This window comes from Sinobaca sp. H24 (genome assembly GCF_023845525.1).
In genome coordinates this window covers 147,836-165,802 of record NZ_JALBWT010000008.1, presented here as the reverse complement: position 1 = coordinate 165,802, position 17,967 = coordinate 147,836, and the positions used below count along the sequence as shown (strand labels likewise).

Annotated in this window: 19 protein-coding genes and 1 pseudogene; 7 read left to right on the top strand and 13 right to left on the bottom strand. The window is 47.6% G+C overall.

What is annotated here, in order from left to right:
• Positions 1 to 138 precede the first annotated feature (138 nt).
• Complete coding sequence (gene licT / locus MMY81_RS13185) at positions 139 to 966, bottom strand: BglG family transcription antiterminator LicT (RefSeq protein ID WP_252313269.1); 828 nt, start codon at positions 964 to 966, stop codon at positions 139 to 141.
• Positions 967 to 1,279: 313 nt separating this feature from the next.
• Between licT and MMY81_RS13180 the strand changes: the two genes are divergently transcribed.
• Genes MMY81_RS13180 through MMY81_RS13165 form a run of 4 tightly spaced genes read left to right on the top strand, consistent with a single transcriptional unit; the run spans position 1,280 to position 5,432 of the window.
• Positions 1,280 to 2,713, top strand: coding sequence for an amidase (locus tag MMY81_RS13180; protein WP_252313268.1), 1,434 nt, complete (start codon positions 1,280 to 1,282; stop codon positions 2,711 to 2,713).
• Between the two features lie 18 nt (positions 2,714 to 2,731).
• Complete coding sequence (locus MMY81_RS13175) at positions 2,732 to 3,943, top strand: M20 metallopeptidase family protein (protein WP_252313283.1); 1,212 nt, start codon at positions 2,732 to 2,734, stop codon at positions 3,941 to 3,943.
• 36 nt (positions 3,944 to 3,979) lie between these two features.
• On the top strand, positions 3,980 to 4,690 hold the full coding sequence (locus MMY81_RS13170; RefSeq protein WP_252313267.1) for a DUF5058 family protein: 711 nt from the start codon (positions 3,980 to 3,982) through the stop codon (positions 4,688 to 4,690).
• 22 nt (positions 4,691 to 4,712) lie between these two features.
• Positions 4,713 to 5,432: a small-conductance mechanosensitive channel gene (locus MMY81_RS13165; protein ID WP_252313266.1), complete on the top strand. Its 720-nt coding sequence runs from the start codon at positions 4,713 to 4,715 to the stop codon at positions 5,430 to 5,432.
• Positions 5,433 to 5,450: 18 nt separating this feature from the next.
• Here MMY81_RS13165 and MMY81_RS13160 read toward each other — a convergent pair whose 3' ends face one another.
• From MMY81_RS13160 to MMY81_RS13135, 6 genes are all read right to left on the bottom strand, one after another.
• Positions 5,451 to 5,771, bottom strand: a complete 321-nt coding sequence (locus tag MMY81_RS13160) for an AtuA-related protein (RefSeq protein ID WP_252313265.1) — start codon at positions 5,769 to 5,771, stop codon at positions 5,451 to 5,453.
• A 1-nt stretch (position 5,772) separates the two neighbouring features.
• Positions 5,773 to 7,116, bottom strand: coding sequence for an acyclic terpene utilization AtuA family protein (locus MMY81_RS13155; RefSeq protein WP_252313264.1), 1,344 nt, complete (start codon positions 7,114 to 7,116; stop codon positions 5,773 to 5,775).
• Between the two features lie 26 nt (positions 7,117 to 7,142).
• Positions 7,143 to 8,447: a CitMHS family transporter gene (locus MMY81_RS13150; RefSeq protein ID WP_252313263.1), complete on the bottom strand. Its 1,305-nt coding sequence runs from the start codon at positions 8,445 to 8,447 to the stop codon at positions 7,143 to 7,145.
• A 180-nt stretch (positions 8,448 to 8,627) separates the two neighbouring features.
• Positions 8,628 to 9,812: an acetyl-CoA C-acetyltransferase gene (locus MMY81_RS13145; RefSeq protein ID WP_252313262.1), complete on the bottom strand. Its 1,185-nt coding sequence runs from the start codon at positions 9,810 to 9,812 to the stop codon at positions 8,628 to 8,630.
• The gene (locus MMY81_RS13140) at positions 9,809 to 10,477 is read right to left on the bottom strand and encodes a 3-oxoacid CoA-transferase subunit B (RefSeq protein ID WP_252313261.1); all 669 of its coding nucleotides are present in this window, start codon (positions 10,475 to 10,477) and stop codon (positions 9,809 to 9,811) included. The genes MMY81_RS13145 and MMY81_RS13140 overlap by 4 nt, the downstream gene beginning before the upstream one ends.
• A gap of 18 nt (positions 10,478 to 10,495) precedes the next feature.
• Positions 10,496 to 11,194: a CoA transferase subunit A gene (locus MMY81_RS13135; RefSeq protein ID WP_252313260.1), complete on the bottom strand. Its 699-nt coding sequence runs from the start codon at positions 11,192 to 11,194 to the stop codon at positions 10,496 to 10,498.
• Positions 11,195 to 11,311: 117 nt separating this feature from the next.
• On the opposite strand from MMY81_RS13135, the gene MMY81_RS13130 reads away from it, so the two are divergent.
• Positions 11,312 to 12,196, top strand: a complete 885-nt coding sequence (locus MMY81_RS13130; RefSeq protein WP_252313259.1) for a LysR family transcriptional regulator — start codon at positions 11,312 to 11,314, stop codon at positions 12,194 to 12,196.
• Between the two features lie 151 nt (positions 12,197 to 12,347).
• Entirely contained in the window at positions 12,348 to 12,710 is a 363-nt protein-coding gene (locus MMY81_RS13125) for a cyclic-phosphate processing receiver domain-containing protein (protein WP_252313258.1), read from the top strand.
• A 104-nt stretch (positions 12,711 to 12,814) separates the two neighbouring features.
• On the opposite strand, the gene MMY81_RS13120 is transcribed toward MMY81_RS13125, so the two are convergent.
• The 6 genes and pseudogenes from MMY81_RS13120 to MMY81_RS35220 all read right to left on the bottom strand — a co-directional run bounded on the left by MMY81_RS13120 (position 12,815) and on the right by MMY81_RS35220 (position 16,747).
• Positions 12,815 to 13,642 carry an ABC transporter ATP-binding protein gene (locus MMY81_RS13120; protein WP_252313257.1) on the bottom strand — a complete coding sequence of 276 codons (828 nt, stop codon included), beginning with the start codon at positions 13,640 to 13,642 and terminating at the stop codon, positions 12,815 to 12,817.
• On the bottom strand, positions 13,642 to 14,673 hold the full coding sequence (locus tag MMY81_RS13115) for a FecCD family ABC transporter permease (protein WP_374561839.1): 1,032 nt from the start codon (positions 14,671 to 14,673) through the stop codon (positions 13,642 to 13,644). Before MMY81_RS13115 ends, MMY81_RS13120 begins: the two co-directional genes overlap by 1 nt.
• A pseudogene (locus tag MMY81_RS13110) lies at positions 14,673 to 15,667 on the bottom strand (FecCD family ABC transporter permease). The gene MMY81_RS13115 and the pseudogene MMY81_RS13110 overlap by 1 nt, the downstream one beginning before the upstream one ends.
• A gap of 33 nt (positions 15,668 to 15,700) precedes the next feature.
• The gene (locus MMY81_RS35230; RefSeq protein WP_374561818.1) at positions 15,701 to 15,961 is read right to left on the bottom strand and encodes a hypothetical protein; all 261 of its coding nucleotides are present in this window, start codon (positions 15,959 to 15,961) and stop codon (positions 15,701 to 15,703) included.
• The gene (locus MMY81_RS35225) at positions 15,958 to 16,197 is read right to left on the bottom strand and encodes a TroA family protein (protein ID WP_374561815.1); all 240 of its coding nucleotides are present in this window, start codon (positions 16,195 to 16,197) and stop codon (positions 15,958 to 15,960) included. Before MMY81_RS35225 ends, MMY81_RS35230 begins: the two co-directional genes overlap by 4 nt.
• Positions 16,148 to 16,747 carry an ABC transporter substrate-binding protein gene (locus MMY81_RS35220; RefSeq protein WP_374561812.1) on the bottom strand — a complete coding sequence of 200 codons (600 nt, stop codon included), beginning with the start codon at positions 16,745 to 16,747 and terminating at the stop codon, positions 16,148 to 16,150. Before MMY81_RS35220 ends, MMY81_RS35225 begins: the two co-directional genes overlap by 50 nt.
• Before the next feature lie 275 nt (positions 16,748 to 17,022).
• Between MMY81_RS35220 and MMY81_RS13100 the strand changes: the two genes are divergently transcribed.
• A complete protein-coding gene (locus MMY81_RS13100) occupies positions 17,023 to 17,934 on the top strand; it encodes a methyl-accepting chemotaxis protein (RefSeq protein ID WP_252313255.1) in 912 nt (303 codons plus the stop codon).
• Positions 17,935 to 17,967: the final 33 nt, after the last annotated feature.

The window sequence follows — 17,967 nt, the reverse complement described above, 5'->3', positions numbered from 1 at the left end:
ACCTCCCGATAATTTGAAATTCATTTTTTCAAAGAAAAAAACCTAAACTACGGGAAAGACAGGAGATATCACGCCTGTGTTTTCCGTAGTTTAGGTTTTGCCTCCAACATGAGTTACAACCCTAAAGGGTAAACCTATTCAATTGTGCACGACTCGTTCGATGTGAATCGTTAAGTAAAGAATTTCTTCTTCCGTAAACTCGTACTGATACTGCTTTTCCATAAACTTTTTGACTTTTAAGGAGCATTGATAGGCTTCCGGGTATTTCTCAATAATAAGATGAAGAAGATCATTTTCTTTATCTTTGTGGTGTTCCCCCCGGACCAGCCGATGGGCAAAAAACTTCAGGTGCGTAATAAAACGGTGGTAATTCAAGGAACTCTCATCAAATTCCATTTTAAAGCTGTACTTTACGATAGTTAATATGTCCTGAATGATCTTCGTTATATCAAGCGTATTCATCATATCCTCGTTCAGCTGCGCGTTCACGAGGTGAAGAGCAATAAATCCGGCTTCATCTTCCGGCAGGATCACGTTGAAACGGTCAAAAATCATATTCAACGCTTCCATCCCTATTTTGAATTCCTCTTTATAGAGGTTTTTCGTTTCCCAGAGAAGACCATTATTAATCGAAAGTCCTTTCGAATGGCGCTCTATCGCAAAATGAATATGGTCCGTCAGCGAAATATAGATACTCTCATTGAGCTTTTTTCCAAGCTCGGCTTTGGCATACTGAATAATTTCCTCGGAGAGCTCCATGTAGTCCAAAGGGAGTTCAGCAATCAGGTCTTTAAACTTTTTTGTAATATCCTTGTCTTCCGAAGTGAAGATTTTTTCTACTTTAGCTTCATCAATGTCTTCCTTTACTTTTTTGTTAAAAGCAATTCCCCGTCCCATGACAATCACTTCCTGCTTGTCTTTTACAGAGACCACTACATTATTATTAAGTATCTTGCTGATCTTCACTTCTTCCACCCCCGATAAACAAAAAAGACAAAACCACCCTTAATAAAAAGGAGTCGGTTTTGCCTGATTTAACAGTTACAATCCGTAATGTATTCGCTTACAAAGATCATATAATACTAGGCACAAATGTGCAACTATTTTTTTATTATTCTGTGAAAAATGTTGAGATAATCTTTTTATATCTCCCTTTTTAAAAACATCCGCATGCGTCAGATTTGTTGTCAGAAAATTTGCAACGATCGTTGTTTTCTTATTTTGCTTCCCTTAACATAAACTACTACATACCATACCGACTAAATGGAGGAGGAACCGCATGGAGGATACGCTGCTTTATCGTTCTGCTTCACAGCTGGCCCTCATGATTCAACAGCAGGAGCTTTCGTCCCGGGAGTTAATGGAAGCGTCGCTTGCACGCATCCGCTCGATTAATCCTCATATTAATGCGATTGTATCACTCGATGAAGAGCGGGCCCTTAAGGGTGCGGATGAAGCCGACCGAGCGCTCGCTTCTGGCGCTGTGACAGGCCCTTTTCACGGACTTCCGATCGCGGTAAAAGATACCCACCATGCCGAAGGTTTTCCGACTACTTTCGGGTCGCTCGCTTTTAAAGATCATATTTCCACTAGCGACGACCTGATCACGGAGCGTTTAAAACAGGCCGGTGCCATCGTGATCGGTAAAACCAACGTGCCTGAGTTTGCGGCCGGCTCCCATACCTTTAACCAGGTATTCAGCACGACGCGAAATCCTTATGATCTTACGAAAACCGCAGGCGGAAGCAGCGGCGGCGCTGCCGCTGCGGTGGCTTCCGGACTGATTCCGTTTGCTGACGGAAGTGACATGGGAGGCTCGCTCCGCTTCCCGGCTGCTTTCAATAACGTTGTCGGGCTTCGTCCCTCTCCCGGCCGGCTCCCAATGTATCCAAAGGCTGCCCCTTTTTCCCCGCTTGCTGTTCAGGGACCGATTACACGCAGCACAGAAGATGCGTTCTTTATGCTCTCCACGCTGGCAGGCCCTGATCCGCGTGCACCTATTTCGATTGAGGAACCGGGCAGTGTGTTCACAAAACCGCTTCACAATGACATCTCCGGCATGAAGATTGCCTGGTCGGCGGATTTTGGCGGGCAGCTGCCAATCGAACCGGAAATTCAGCGAGTGTTTAAAGAGCAGCTTTCTATTTTTGAAAAAGACCTGGGCTGCGAACTGGAAGAAGCCTGCCCTTCTTTTCAGGAGGCAGAAGAAGCCTTTCAGATTCTAAGGGCCTGGGAGTTTGAGCTCACTTATAAAGACATTGCCAACAAGCACGGAGAACTGTTAAAAGACAGCTTCATGACTAATTTTCAAAAAGGACAGCGTCTCAGCGGACCGGATATAGGACGGGCGGAACAGCTCCACCATAACCTGTATCACAGGCTCCGGCTGTTTTTTGAAACCTACGACGCGCTTTTGCTGCCGGTCAGCCAGGTGGTTCCCTTTTCCGCTGATATTGAATATCCGTCTTCCATTAACGGCCTGCCAATGCATTCCTATCTGGACTGGATGAAGTCATGCTATTACATTTCCGCGGCCGGCAATCCCGCCCTGTCGATTCCGGGAGGATTTACGGCAGATCATCTGCCTACCGGACTGCAGATAGTAGGTCCTCACCATGCGGATTACGAGGTGCTCCGGATCGGCCAGGCTTTTGAAAAAGCAGCGGCCTACGGAGAAAAACGTCCGGTCTTTCCTGCTGTAACAAATGAATAAAAAAGAGGAGCTGTTATGATGCTGGATCCATTATTTGATCAACTCGAAGACCTGCTGCCGGAAATGAGTGCATTCCGCCGGGATCTGCACATGTTTCCCGAGCTTTCGCACCACGAAACAGAAACGCCTAAAAAAGTAGCGGCCTATTTAAGCGAGCTGGGACTCGAAGTAAAAACCGGCGTCGGCGGCCGCGGTGTGGTCGGCATTCTGCGCGGCGATAAACCCGGAAAAACCGTAGCGCTTCGGGCTGATTTTGATGCCCTGCCGATTCAGGAGGAAAACGATGTTCCGTACAAATCACGGATTGACGGCGTGATGCACGCCTGCGGCCACGATATTCATACCGGGGCCCTTCTCGGAACTGCCGCCGTACTGTCCAAAAATAAAGACACGCTGGAAGGCACTGTTGTATTTTTGCATCAGTTCGCAGAAGAAGTCATTCCGGGAGGCGCCAAGTCGATGATTGATGATGGCTGTTTGGATGGGGTTGATGTGGTCTACGGAGCTCACGTCTCTTCTCTTCACCAGCTCGGCACCCTCGGCCTCAAGGAAAAGAATGCCATGGCCTGCGGAGACACGTTCGAAATCGAAATTTCCGGCCGCGGCGGTCATGCGGCAACCCCCCACTTAACCGTTGACCCGTTAATGGTGGGAAGCCAGATGATGATCAACCTTCAGCAGATTGTCAGCCGGCAGGTCGATCCCGTTAAGCCGGCGGTCGTTTCGGTTACCGCTTTTAACGGAGGCGACAGCTATAACGTTATCCCCGATAGTGCAAGAATTCAGGGCACGGTCCGCACCTTTGATAATGACGTCCGCGATGCGATTGAGAAATCAATGGAGTCTATCGTCACCACTACCGGCGAAGGCCTTGGAGCACACGTGGACTTCACGTACACGAGAGGCTATCCCGCTGTATGGAACCACCCGGAAGAAACGAAGCGCGTAGAGAAGGTCGCGCAGAATACCCCTGGTGTGGAACAGATTGAATACATTCAGGAACAGATGGGGATGGAAGACTTTGCCTACTACCTGCTTGAGCGTCCCGGCACCTTCTTCTGGGTAGGCGGCGCTCCTGCCGGCGAACCTGTTTATCCTCATCACCATCCGAGGTTTGATATTGATGAGCGCTCGATGGTCGACATTGGCAGGCTGTTTATCGGTACGGTCTATCAGTACCTGTCCGGGGTGGAAGAACCGGCGCAGCCGGAAACTGCCCGCGCGGAATAATACTTGCACTGCTGACAAATAAAGGAGGAGAACCCTATGAATAGTGATGTAATGGCGCTCGCCAACAGCGCTCCGCTGTGGATTATGGCTTTTATTGTAGTAAGCATCGTCATTTTTCAGGGCATCGTGTTTTTAAGGCTGTCGATCAAAACGGCACCCGAAATTGGCATGAGCTCGGACGAAGTAAAAAGCTCCATCAAAACCGGATTCATCAGCTCGCTCGGTCCCTCCTTCGGTATTGCAATCGTTGTTGTGTCGCTTCTGGCCCTTCTTGGCTCTCCGATTACACTGATGCGGATCGGGATTATCGGATCAGCTGCCACAGAATCAGCGGCGGCCGGTATCGGTGCAGACGTATTTGGCGTTGAACTCGGAGGAGCCGGTTTTAACGAGCAGGCCTTTACGACCGTCGTATGGACCATGTGTATCGGCGGAACCGGCTGGTTGATCTTTACCGCCCTGTTCACCAAATCCCTCGGCTCTTTTCAAAAGAAAGTCGTGAATAAAAACGCAAAAGCAATGGGGCTTGTCTCCACCGCCGCGATGCTCGGTGCTTTCGGTTATCTGGCAAGCGACGCTATGACCGGCGGCATAAGCTACATTGTAAGTGGAATTATTTCAGCGGCCGTGATGATGCTTCTCATGTTTGCCTCGCAGCGGCTTGATGTAAACTGGCTGAAAGAATGGGCGCTTGGAATTGCTCTTGTTATCGGCATGACCGGTGGTTACATGACGAGTATTCTTTAAAAACGAAAGGGGTATATGATCGATGGGAATGAACCAGGAACATGTGAATGCCCGCTCAGTGCCGGCACCGGTAAAAGCGGCCGGCATGGATCTTTTTCACGAAAAAGCCCACTTTTGGGGACGCACAACGCTCTGGCTGTTAATCGTCGCCTGCCTGCTGCCGCCGCTCTACTTATCCTTTGGGTTAGGCTATCATCCAGGTTGGGGTGTTATTTTAGCCGGTGTTATCGGCTACGCCGCCTTCATCGGTATTATGTGGGTGCTCGAGCCGATTACCTACTACCCAACGCTCGGTATTGCCGGAACCTATATGGCCTTTCTGACCGGTAATATTGCGAACATGTGCCTCCCCTGCTCGGCTGCGGCTCAAAACGCCATTGGGGCCGAGCCCGGCACGAAGAAAGCCGAAATTGCCGGCGCTCTTGGGATTGCGATTGCCTCTCTCGTCAACATTGCCGTCATTATCAGTATCATTCTCGGAGGTTCCTACATCATTACCATGCTGCCGGCACCGGTAGAAAGCGCATTTGCTTTCGTGCTGCCTGCCATATTCGGCGGAGTTCTCGGCCAGTTTGCCTACAAGAATCCGCTGTATGGTGCAATTGCCCTGGCCATTGGCGCAGCCGTTGTGTTCTCACCGATTTTCAGCTTAATTAAAATTGTTATCTGCGTCGTGCTTACGATTGCGATTGTACTATTTCTGGAACGGAAGAATTTAAAAGAAGAGAGCTCGTCTACATAGACGAACTCTCTTTTTCTGTCAGATTTCTAATTCTATCTCCATCTCCAGCAGATGCCAGGACAGAGACTTGCCATGTGCATCAAAGTCCAGCGAAGCAGCTACGCCCAGTGGTCTTGTCTGATTAATGACAAAGTTAAAGGCTCCGAGCTGCGGAAGCTCATATCTCTCCACGCTTCCCTTCGTAATATGAGAAAAATGGCTTTTTATTTTATATGCCGTAACTTTTTCTTTTATTTTTTCATACAGATCTTCTTCATATAAAATCAGGCTGATATTTGTTTTTTGACCTTTATCCCCGGATCGGGCGTGGGCGATATCTTTTAATTGAATACGGTCCATCCTACTCCCTCCCCTTTGTAAGCACATGACTTGTAATGCTGTCTCTTGCAATTAATGTGGAATAGGCTGAAATGACTCTGGTGGTATTCTTCCTCACTCCACCGGGTCCGCCCGGACCATTCAGCCATAAGGATTCAACTTCATTACCAATCTGTTCTGCCTGATACTTATTCTCTGACAGTCCGGCAACTCTCAGCAAAACCTCATAAGGAACTGTTTTTTCAGTGGAACTTGTGTCACCGTGAAGAGCATTAAGGCCGAGTATTTCATACTTGATATCCGTGTAATGCAAAGATCGCTTTTTTAACCTTTCTTTTATAACTTTTTCAGCAAGTCTGCTTCTCTCCAGCGCATGGTGGCCGGCATAGCTGATCATGCCTTCTCCAAAGTAGCCTTTGTCTACTCCCAGCGTTACTTTCAACGTGTTCGTTCTTTCTCGTCCCGAACCATTTTTCACACGTATTACATCAGGCTCCTCTTCTATAAAATATACATTTGAAAAATCAGCCGTCACGTCAGGGGTTAAGTACTCAGCTGGATTCATTACCTCATAAAGAAGCTGTTCTTTACAAGTTTGAATCGTCACATTCCCTCCGGATGCCGGGGTTTTTGTAATAAAACCTTCTCCATCTGCATCTACTTCTGCAATAGGCAGGCCAATATTCCACAGCTCATCAATCTGTTTGTAATGCGTATCTGCAAAATAACCTCCTGTCACCTGCGCAGCACATTCCAGCAGGTGGGAAAATACGGTCCCTTTCCCCAGCTTATGCCAATCATCCAGCTCCCATCCAAATTCATGTACCATAGCCGCCAGAAAAAGCGAAGGGTCCGCTACTCTTCCAGTGATGATAATATCCGCATCTTCTTTTAGGGCTGGCAGAATCTGTTCTACTCCTAAATACGCATCGGCTGAAATGACTTCCAGTTCTGTCTCTGCCAGTGCTTCATCCGTTTCCCAAATCGTATTATCTGTAGGCAGAATTTGTTTAAGTACATCAGACCCGGTGACTGCTGCCACTTTCAATGTATCAAGATTTAATTCTTTCTTTATCCGCTCCACATGTTTCAGCGCAGCTTTCGGATTGGCAGCTCCCAGATTCGTAATAAGTTTGGTTCCTTTTTCTTTGCATATAGGCAGCAGCTCTTCCATTCTTTCTTCCAGAAAAGCGCCATATCCTTTATCTGCGTTTTCCCTTTTTTGAATTTGGGCAATGGCTGTTGTGCGCTCTGCCAAACCTTCTAAAATAAGATAGTCCAGGTTTCCTTTTTCCACCAGTTCTTTTGCAGGATCAATCCGATCGCCGGCATAGCCTGCCCCACACCCTATTCGTATTGTCTTCAATAGTCCCACCTCGTTTTATTGTATGTCTAAATTACGCCTATCATAATGGCCATGATTGCCATCACTACGCTTGTTCCAAAAGCCAGAGGGATAGCTTTTTTCTGAAGGTCTCCTATATGCACCCCGGCTAATCCCACTAAAAGCCAGGTCGATCCTGTTAGTGGGCTGATTGGAAAGCCTGTAGTCATTTGTCCGATAATTGCCGCTCTGCCCATAGTAATAGGCTCAATACCGAAGTTCTCGGCAACTCCAGCTAGTACAGGCAGCACGCCGAAATAAAACGAATCCGGGTCAAACAGCAGACTCAGCGGCATGGCAATAAAAGCGAGAATAACAGGCAGCGATCCGCCCCATGCGTTTGGCACAAAACCGACCATGGAGCCCGCCATTGCTTCAATCATTCCTGTCTCCTGGAGTATACCTGTGAAAATCCCAGCTGAAAAAATAATGGAAGCTGTGTAAATAGCGCCTTTTGCATGATTTTCTATCAGTTTCTGCTGGATGCTTAAATCTCTATAATTTATCAATAGAGCAATCGGCACCGCGATAATAAACGTGATAGCCAGTGGGAAAAACTCTGTAATCAGACATATTAAAACCAGTACAGTAAATGCGACATTGACGAAAAACAATTTTGGTCTTTTTAAATCTTCTTCCCCTTGTTCCACTTCCCTGCTTTTCAATTCTTCAGGCAGGTCTTTAATAACTCCTATTTTCTTTCTTTCCTGTCTGCCGAGCCAATAGCTGCACAACATAACCCAGGCAAGCCCCACGGCCAATACAGGCAGCATAGGAGCAAACAATTCCATTACGTTAACGTTTAAAACGGAAGCTGCTCGAAGCGTTGAACCTCCCCATGGCACCATGTTCATTGTTCCGGCACTTAGTGCTGCCGTTACGGCGAGCGTCAGCGGGCTCATTCCCAATGCTTTATAAACTGGCAGCATCGAAGATACGGTGATTAAAAAAGTACTGGATCCGGATCCATCTAAGTGGGCTACCATAGCTATCACTGCTGTTCCCATCGTGATTTTCACCGGATCCCCGCCGGCTATTTTAATAACCCCTTTTATAATGGGATCAAATAATCCGGCATCAAACATGATGCCAAAAAATAAAATAGCAAAGGTAATCATAATACCGGTCTGCGCGATATTGCTTAACCCGGTTTCCATAAAACCACTAAGCTCCGCTACACTAAATCCGGCGAATAAAGCGATGAGAATTGGAACGACCACCAGGGAAAAATGTATGGAGGCTTTCTTTGTCAGCACTAAAAATAACAATATTCCGATAATTAAAAAACCAGCTATTGCTAAAATATTTCCCACCTCATTTCCTTTTATATATTTATCCTATCTTATTAAAAGCGCTTACATAAGTAAAATAGATAAAAGTTATACTTTTATTACACAAAGTAATACTTTAGTTGTATATAACCCGCATCTATTTACATTTAAGGACAGCGCCTTCGATGAAGAAATTCACCTGTTCACCGAAAGCACTGTTTTTTAAAATTTCTCTACTATCGTAGCCACTCCCTGGCCGCCGCCGATGCATAATGCCGCAAGACCTTTATCAAGCTCGTCACGCTTCATTTGATAAAGAAGAGTGACTAATATTCTTGCACCGCTTGCTCCAATAGGGTGTCCCAATGCGATGGCTCCCCCATTGACATTTAATTTCTTTTCATCTATAGATAAATCTTTCTGCACGGCCAGTGCCTGGGCAGCAAAAGCTTCATTGGCCTCAATAATATCCATATCTTCTATTGTAAGCTTCCCTTTTTCCAATGCTTTTTTCACTGCAGGAATAGGTCCCGTTCCCATGATAGCGGGATCTACAGCGGCACTTGCATTGCTGACGACACGTACCATAGGAGTAAGCCCCAGTTCTGCTGCCTTTTGTTCGCTCATCACCACAACGGCACCGGCACCGTCATTGATGCCCGAGGTATTACCCGCGGTCACACTTCCTTCTTTTTCAAAAGCAGGCTTCAGTCTGCCCAGAGTTTCCATTGTAGTTCCGTTTCGAATGTATTCGTCTTCTTCTACTAGAACAGGAGGGCCTTTGCGTTTCGGTACTTCTACTTTTATTATTTCTTCTTTGAAGATACCCTGTTCGTTAGCCTGTCCTGCTTTTTCCTGACTGCTGCAGGCAAAACGATCCTGCTGCTCCCGGGTAAATTGATACTTTTTGTTAATATTTTCTGCCGTTACTCCCATATGATGTCCGACGATGGCGCAGGTTAATCCATCATGCAGCATACTGTCCATCAGTCTTTGATCGCCCATAGCAAAGCCGCCCCGTGCATTCATCTGAAGATAAGGAGCCTGGCTCATATTTTCCATGCCGCCGGCTACAATAATATCCGCGTCTCCTGCTGCAATAGCCTGAACCGCCATGTGCACGGCTTTCAGTCCGGAACCGCAGAGCTTATTGATAGTAGTTGCCGGCACCGTTTCCGGAAGACCTGCTTTCAACGCGGCTATTCGGGCAGGATTCTGACCGGCTCCCGCCTGCAGTACATTTCCCATAATCACTTCATCAATATCTTTTTCTGCCAGACCGGCACGCTGAATCGCTTCTTTTATAACGAGAGCCCCCATATCCACCGCGGACACGTCTTTTAGTGCTCCCATAAAGCTTCCAATAGGCGTTCTTACCGCCCCGTGTATGACTGCGCTCCCGCTCATCTTCCGGCTCCTTCCGCTTTCAGCAGTGCGTCATCTATGGTAAAAGATGCTTCCGTATATTGTTTGACAGTTTCTAGATCAACACCATCTAATATTTCAATCAGGATCATACCTTTTTCTTTATCAAAATCAAATACCGCCATGTCTGTAATCAACCGGCTGACCACTCCTTTTCCTGTAAGAGGCAGTTCACAGTTTGAACGGACTTTGGACTCTCCATCCTTATTCGTATGGCTCATAATAATGACTACTTTTTGAGCGCCCTGCACAATATCCATGGCGCCTCCCATGCCTTTCACCATTTTTCCGGGAATCATCCAGTTCGCCAGGTCACCCTGCTCAGAAACTTCCATTCCTCCCAGTATGGCTAAATCCACATGTCCTCCCCGGATCATGGCAAAAGACTCTGCGTTATCAAAAAACGAGCCTCCTTCTTTTACGGTTACCGTTTCTTTGCCTGCGTTGATTAAGTCGGCGTCTACTTCACTTTCCTCCGGATAGGGGCCGATACCAAGCAGACCGTTTTCCGAATGAAGAAAGATATCTTTTTCTTTAGGAATATAATTAGCAATCATTGTCGGCATCCCAATACCAAGGTTTACAATCATACCGTCCTCTATTTCCTGCACGGCTCTTTTAATAATCTTCTCTCTCGCACTGCTCATTATAAGTTCCTCCCTTAGTTATCCCTGTAGTTGAATGGTTCTGCGTTCAATACGCTTCACATAATTTTCTCCATGCAGCAGCTCCTGGATATACAATCCCGGCGTATGGATAAAATCCGGATCCAGTTCAGATGCTTCTACAATTTCTTCCACTTCCGCAATAGTTATTTTTCCGGCTGCGGCAGCAAGCGGGTTAAAGTTTCTAGCTGTCTTTCTATACAGCAGGTTCCCGTGGGTATCCCCTTTCCAGGCTTTCACCAGAGAAATATCTCCTTTGATAGCTTCCTCCAAAATGCATTCTTTTCCGCCTATCCATTTATGATCCTTGCCTTCAGCTATTTTTGTACCTACTCCTGTAGTTGTATAAAAGCCAGGAATCCCTGCTCCGCCGGCCCGGATTCTTTCCGCTAACGTTCCCTGCGGCACCAGTTCCACATCAAGTTCTCCGCTTAAGTACTGCTCTTCGAAAATTTTATTTTCTCCCACATAGGAGGCAACCATTTTATCTATTTGTTTATTCTGAAGCAGCAGGCCGAGTCCCCAATCATTCACGCCGCAGTTATTGCTGACGACAGTCAGGTGCTTTGTTCCCTGGTCAGCCAGGGCATGTATCGCTTTCTCGGGAATCCCGCACAGTCCAAAACCGCCGACAATAATCGTGTCCCCTTCTTTCACCTGTGACAAGCTGTCGTAAAATGATGTCCGTACTTTACTCATCTTTCCCATCTCCTATCTTGTGCTGCTTTAATTACCTCCACTTTACTAATAGCGCTTTCATAAGTAAAATAGATAAATACTATATATTTATAACTATAAGAAATAGGCGGTGTTACGTTGGATATTAAGCAGCTTCGCTTTTTCGAAGAATTATGCCGGGAAAAAAGCTTTTCCCGCGCCAGCAAAAAGCTTCATATCTCCCAGCCTGCTCTTAGTAAAGCGATTCATTTGCTCGAAGAAGATATTGGCCTTCAGCTGCTGGATCGTTCGACACGCCATCTTTTTGTAACGAAAGAAGGAGCGGTTATCCGCCGGCACGCCCAGAAAATCCTGCGCGGGGCCGAGGATTTAAGAGAAGAAGTAGAGGATATCAAGCTTCACAAAAAAGGAAGTTTTACCTTTGGCCTCCCCCCTGTCATCGGCTCCAGCTTTTTCCCGAATATTATCGCGGATTTTCATACGAACTATCCGGAAGCGGAAATGAATATTATCGAAGAAGGTTCTAAAATTATGGAACAGTCCTTGCTGGAAAGAAAGATCGATGTCGGGATTGCGATTCTGCCGGTAAACCAGCTACAGTTTGAAGCGGTGCCTATTATCAACCGGCGGATTCTTGCAGTAGCGTCCAAACATCATCCGCTGGCATCACGGGAAAAACTAACGATGAACGATATAAAACAGGAGAGATTCTTAATGTTTCAGCAGGGCTTTTCGCTGTATGACCGCGTGAGAGAAGCCTGTATTCAATCCGGATATGAACCAGACGTGCTGCACGAGAGCACCCAATGGGACTTTCTGTACGAATGTGCCATGGCAGGACTGGGAATAGCGTTTCTTCCAGAAACCGTCGTTCATAAAGCGAAAACTGAAGACATCGCCATTCTGAATATTGATGACCCGCTTCTTTATTGGCGCCTTGCTTTAATCTGGCGCAAAGAAAGCTACCAGACACAGGCCGCACAGGCGTGGATTCAATTTGTGCGGGAGCGGTTTCTGAACTAAGACAAAGCATATAACTCTTTCTTATAAAAAAGACATCTCTTTATCCGTTTAGGTAAAGAGATGCCCTTCTGATTGACGTATTCTGTTCCACTCTTAGTCTATCAGGGCCTTATATGCTATTATATGTAAAACAAGAAATGAGGTGCTTTCTATGAGCGAAAGCCTAAACTTGTACGTAGATGATTTAAGAGACTGTCCAAAAGGATTTGTTGTTGCCCGCACGGCAGACGAAGCTATTCATTATCTGGAAACTCACCCCATCAATATTCTATCGCTGGACCATGATTTAGGTGAGGACAAGGAGGGCCAGCTTCTTCCAACCGGCTATGACCTGGTTAAAATCTTCTGTGAAAAAGGATACCACGCAAATAAAATTTACATGCATACCGACAACGGCGTCGGTCGCGAGAATATGTATCAAACGCTTAAGGGAGCCCAGCGCCGCGGTTTTATTTCTGATGATATTGAAATCTACCATTACTCTATTACAGAAAACAAATACTCCGGCGACTAGCCGAATGATACTATTTTACACTCGACTTCCATATTGTCCATTTCTTCCTATACAAAAATACAAAAAAGCCATAGACCTTTTCTATGGCTTTTCATCTATTACTTTTATAAAAATCTCCTGTTCTTTTCCTTCTGTTCTGTATGGTACCTTCCCTTTGGCACGACCAGCGGCGAACGTGACACCGGGTCTTCGATCACGAGGCAGTCCAGATTGTAGATATCCTTAATCAGCTCTTCTGTAATCACTTCTGAGGGGCTTCCTTCTGCTATCAGCTGTCCCTGTCGCAGCGCAAAAATATGATCGGCATAGCGTGCCGCCAGGTTCACGTCATGCAGCACCATCACAATCGTGGTGCCGTACTTCCGGTTCAGGTCCGTCAGCAGATCGAGTATTTCCACCTGGTAGGTAATATCCAGAAATGTCGTCGGCTCATCCAAAAACAGAATGTCCGTCTGCTGGGTTAACGCCATCGCAATCCACACCCGCTGCCGCTGCCCGCCGGACAGTTCATCGATGTTGCGGTCGGCAAGCTCGGTAATATTCATCGTTTCCATCGCTTCGGCGATCGCTTCATAATCCTCTTTCGTCCACCCTTTTAAAAACGACTGGTGGGGAAACCTTCCCCGCCCGACCAGGTCGGCTACGGTGATTCCTTCCGGCACGATCGGAGACTGCGGGAGGAGTCCTACAATCCGGGCCAGCTGCTTGGACGGTATTTTATGAATCGCTTTGCCATCCAGCGTAATGTCTCCCTTTTTCGGCTTAAGAAGCCTTGCCATCGTTTTTAATAAAGTAGACTTGCCACAGGCGTTTGCCCCAATGATCGTATTAATCTGGTTGCTGCAGATCTCTACATCAATGTGATCCAATATCATTTTCTGGTCATACCCTGCCACAATCTGTTCGGTCTGAAACTGATGCGCTGATTTCATTATAAATTACCCCTCCGGTTCATTTGGATAAGCAGGAACAATAAAAAGGGAGCTCCGAGAACCCCGGTAATAATACCGACGGGAAATCTCGTGCCAAACGCAAACTGGCCGAGCAGGTCCGCCCCGAGCACCAGGTTCATGCCGAGCAGTCCGGCTGGAATCACGCTTGACGAGCTGCTGCCGATCAGCCGTTTGGCGATCGGTCCTGCCAGAAATGCTACAAACGCAATCGGTCCTGTGACGGAAGTAGCCAGTGCGATCATACAGACAGAGCTTACAATAAGCAGGATTCTCGTAATGTTCGTATTCAACCCCAGAGCTACGGCTGCCTGATCTCCGAGTTCCAATATACTCAAATGGCGGCTAAGCCCTATAACAATCGGCGCGCAGATGGCAATACCAATCAGCAGCGGAATCACCGCATCCAGCTGGGAGCCGTTCAGGCTTCCGCTGAGCCAGCGCAGAGCCGCAGACAAATCCTCCTGCCTGCCGATCAGCTGCAGATATGATATAAAAGCGCCCAGCATCGCCTGAAAACTAATGCCGATTAGAATTAAACGACCTGTGGAAAAGGTGCCGGTTCTCGCAAAGCCGTAAATAAGCATCACGGTAACGAGCCCGGCCACTAATGACGACATCGACACGACGGCGTTGCTCGTCTGCAGAACAAGAATACAGAACAGCGCTGCCGCACTGGATCCCGCGGTAATGCCCAGAATTTCCGGGTTAGCGAGCGGGTTGCGCAGCATCGTCTGAAACACATTACCCGCGATGCCAAACGCAAATCCGGCCAGCAGTCCGGCCAGCATCCGCGGCAGGCGGATCGTGTTGATCGCAAACGAGGCGCCGTCAATCGATTCGCCCATAAGCGTGCGGATCACCACATCGATCGAATAGATCGTATTACCGAGCAGCAGCATCGTACTGCACAATACCAGTCCGAGCACCACCAGCAGCCCATTTACGAGAAACCAGCGCCTCTGCCGCTGCCGACGCTCTGCTTTTATAATATGAATGGTTTGTGTATTTATCATAGCGACCGCACCTTCATTCGAACCGCCAGTAAGATCAACAGCGGCGCACCGATAAACGCGGTCACCACCCCTGCTTCGAGTTCCCCCGGGCTTCCGAGAAGTCTTCCGCTGATATCTGCGACCGTGAGCAGTATCGCTCCTGTCATCGCGGAAAGCGGAATAATAAATCGTAAATCAGGTCCCAGCAGCAGCCGGATAAAATGGGTGGACATCAGCCCGATAAAGCCAATCGGTCCCGCTAAAGCCGTAGCGGCTCCACATAAAATCACGCCGGCAAAAGCGGCGATGATGCGCAGAATACCCGTGCGCACGCCCTGGCCGGTGGCGACCTCGTCTCCCAGCGCCAGCGCATTTAACGCCGACGCCGAGCCAATCGCCAGAATAACCCCAATGACTAAGATCGGCAGAAACGTCAGAATGCTGTCCCAGCTCCCGGACCCCACACTTCCCACCTGCCAAAAACGGAATTGATCCATAATATGGCCGCGCGGAAGAATAATCATGCTGATCAGCGAAGACAGGGCAGCACTGGTCGCGGCTCCTGCCAGCACCAGCTTTAACGGCGTGGCCCCTGCAGGTCCCATGGAACCAATACCGTACACGAACGCGGCCGTGATCAGGGCGCCGATAATCGCGACTGTGATGTATTCGCCGGCTGTGCTTATATTCCAGAACGCGAGCCCTATCACTACAAACAAAGCCGCACCAGTATTTACTCCGAGGATACTAGGATCCGCAATCGGATTACGGGTGACGGCCTGCATGAGTGCGCCGGATACGCCAAGGGCCGCGCCGCAGCATAAGCTGAAGACGGTCCGCGGAATACGTTCCTGAACAACGCCCGCACCGTAGGATTCCGCACCTGAAAAAGTCACGCCGGCGATTAATTCATCCCATGTGATCGTTCTGGCTCCGAAAATAAGCGAACAGGCAATACAGGCGATTAACAGAATAAAAAAAAAAAGAGCACTGTGGTTAAGTGCTTCGGCATGTATACAGACAGCGCCTCTCTTTTTTCCAGGTGCTATTCATTGGATTCATTTAACGTATCGTCAATCAGCTGTAAGTAATCATCAATTGTGTAGGAAATAGACAATGCTGTTGGGGTGCCGGAAGCACCTACAACGCTCTCCGCATCGACAAATGCTACATTTCCATTTTCAATAGCATCGATCTGGCCGAGCTGCGGATCCTCTTTTACAGCTTCATACAATGCTTCATCGCCGTATCCCATAATGATATCCACATCATCAAGAACGTCGGCATTCTCTGCGCTCAGCGTCATGGAAAACGCGACTCGTCTTCAATCACGTCGTCCAGCCCTTCTGGATTCTCCAGACCAAGCTCATTTAAAAAGGAAACGCGCGGATCGGCCGGCGTGTAGAAATGCATCTCCGACAGGTCATTTGCGGAGAAGTTAACCCAGGCTACCGTTTTGCCTTCGATATCCTCGTACTCGGCTGTTTTCTCTTCAATAAGCGCTTCGGTGTCGGCAATCAGCTGCTCGCCCTCTTCTTCCATTCCATCCCTTTTGTATTAAGCGTAATCTGGTCAGCCAGGATGTCGTCCACGGCGTTTCCGGATAAGCGACCACCGGGGCAATCTCACTCAACAGGTCGTAATCCTCCTGGGTGATTCCGGAATAGGCAGCTAAAATAACGTCCGGATTGCTGTCGGAGATCGCTTCGAAATCAAGGCCGTCTGTATCCTGGAATACGTTCGGATCTTCTACTTCAAGTTCATCCATCTTTTCCTGCGTCCACGGCAGCACGCCGTTCTCATTTACCGGACCAAAGTTAGCTGCAGAAAAACCGACCGGAACTTCATCGAGGGCAAGAACGGTATCCTGGTTTCCCCACTGAATCGTCGCTACCCGCTCCGGTGCTTCTTCAAGAACCGTTTCTCCAAACGCATGCTCAATCACGATCGACTCATCAGAACCGGACTCTTCAGAACCTGCCGCTTCGGAACCGGATTCCTCTCCTCCTCCGCATCCAGTTAATACAGCCGCCATCCCGGCTGATGCAATCGTAAGACTTAACATTTTTTTTGAATTTTTCCCTATCTTCATATGTACTTCCCCCATTAATTTTATGTAATGCAAACTTACGTTGAAATTGATAATCATTATCAATAATATAGAATAGTATTCCATTATTGTCAAACCGTTTTCAACATTATATTTTCCCAACGCCAGAATGGAGTTTTTTACAGGTAAATATTCCTAATATATAGTGCCCCTATCAAATGAAAAAAAGTCTAAAGAACTATGTTTGACTTTGAAATAGCGGGGTATATAATAAGCATAAAGAACTAAAAATAACCAATTGACAGGAGATAAGTACCATGCAATACACCCCTCAAGTACAGGTATTAGAAGACCGGGATGTGCTTCGTACGCTGGAACATTCCCTCGCTATGGTGGAGTTCAACCCGCTCGGAGAAGTGATCTGGGTCAACGAAAATTTTGCTTTTGCGATGGGCTACCACCCCTCTGATATGATCGGGATGCAGCACCGCCAGTTCTGCACCGTTGAATTTGCGCAGAGCCAGGAATACCAGACATTTTGGAGAGAACTGCGGTCCGGACGCTCATTTCAGGATAAAATTCAGCGTCTAACAAGAGATGCCCGTCTGATCACGCTCGAAGCCACGTACATGCCGGTATTTAATGAGAACCGTGAAGTTCAGGCCATCGTAAAAGTCGCTACCGATATTACGACAAGAGAAAATGACATGCTTTCGTTATCAAGCGAAGTAAAGCAGACGTCCGACCACCTGCTGGAACGGGCACAGATGGGACGGGTAAAGAGCGATAAAATTACGCAAAGCTCCGATGCCATTGTGCATGAAGCCAACAGCAACCTTACGATCTTAAAATCACTGAAAAACCAGGCGGAGTCCATCCGCGGCATCGTGCAGACGATCCGTGAAATTGCCGAACAAACCAATCTACTGGCGCTCAATGCCGCCATTGAAGCGGCCAGAGCCGGCGAACATGGACTGGGGTTCAGCGTTGTGGCCGAAGAAGTACGCAAGCTTGCCACCCGGGCGCAGTCTTCGATTCAGGAAGTGAACCAGCACGTAAAGGGTATTACCGAAGAAGTAAGTAAAATCAGTGAAGGCACCGTCCGCTCCCAGCAGGGAACAAAAGAAAACCAGGTGCACATTCAGGAAGCGGTAAAAGAATTTGAACATATCGAAAAAGCGGCGAATCAACTGGAAATGCAGGCCAATCAGTTAAAAAATATTTTGTAGGCATCTCTTTTAACCTGCCACCCTTTAGGTAAT

Bases quoted from the DNA above. Each gene is read 5' to 3' on its own strand.
- MMY81_RS13180 (WP_252313268.1), top strand. From the start codon at position 1,280: ATGGAGGATACGCTGCTTTATCGTTCTGCTTCACAGCTGGCCCTCATG.
- MMY81_RS13175 (WP_252313283.1), top strand. From the start codon at position 2,732: ATGCTGGATCCATTATTTGATCAACTCGAAGACCTGCTGCCGGAAATG.
- MMY81_RS13170 (WP_252313267.1), top strand. From the start codon at position 3,980: ATGAATAGTGATGTAATGGCGCTCGCCAACAGCGCTCCGCTGTGGATT.
- MMY81_RS13165 (WP_252313266.1), top strand. From the start codon at position 4,713: ATGGGAATGAACCAGGAACATGTGAATGCCCGCTCAGTGCCGGCACCG.
- MMY81_RS13160 (WP_252313265.1), bottom strand. From the start codon at position 5,771: ATGGACCGTATTCAATTAAAAGATATCGCCCACGCCCGATCCGGGGAT.
- MMY81_RS13145 (WP_252313262.1), bottom strand. From the start codon at position 9,812: ATGAGCGGGAGCGCAGTCATACACGGGGCGGTAAGAACGCCTATTGGA.
- MMY81_RS13140 (WP_252313261.1), bottom strand. From the start codon at position 10,477: ATGAGCAGTGCGAGAGAGAAGATTATTAAAAGAGCCGTGCAGGAAATA.
- MMY81_RS13135 (WP_252313260.1), bottom strand. From the start codon at position 11,194: ATGAGTAAAGTACGGACATCATTTTACGACAGCTTGTCACAGGTGAAA.
- MMY81_RS13125 (WP_252313258.1), top strand. From the start codon at position 12,348: ATGAGCGAAAGCCTAAACTTGTACGTAGATGATTTAAGAGACTGTCCA.
- MMY81_RS13120 (WP_252313257.1), bottom strand. From the start codon at position 13,642: ATGAAATCAGCGCATCAGTTTCAGACCGAACAGATTGTGGCAGGGTAT.
- MMY81_RS35230 (WP_374561818.1), bottom strand. From the start codon at position 15,961: ATGACGCTGAGCGCAGAGAATGCCGACGTTCTTGATGATGTGGATATC.
- MMY81_RS35225 (WP_374561815.1), bottom strand. From the start codon at position 16,197: ATGGAAGAAGAGGGCGAGCAGCTGATTGCCGACACCGAAGCGCTTATT.
- MMY81_RS35220 (WP_374561812.1), bottom strand. From the start codon at position 16,747: ATGAAGATAGGGAAAAATTCAAAAAAAATGTTAAGTCTTACGATTGCA.
- MMY81_RS13100 (WP_252313255.1), top strand. From the start codon at position 17,023: ATGCAATACACCCCTCAAGTACAGGTATTAGAAGACCGGGATGTGCTT.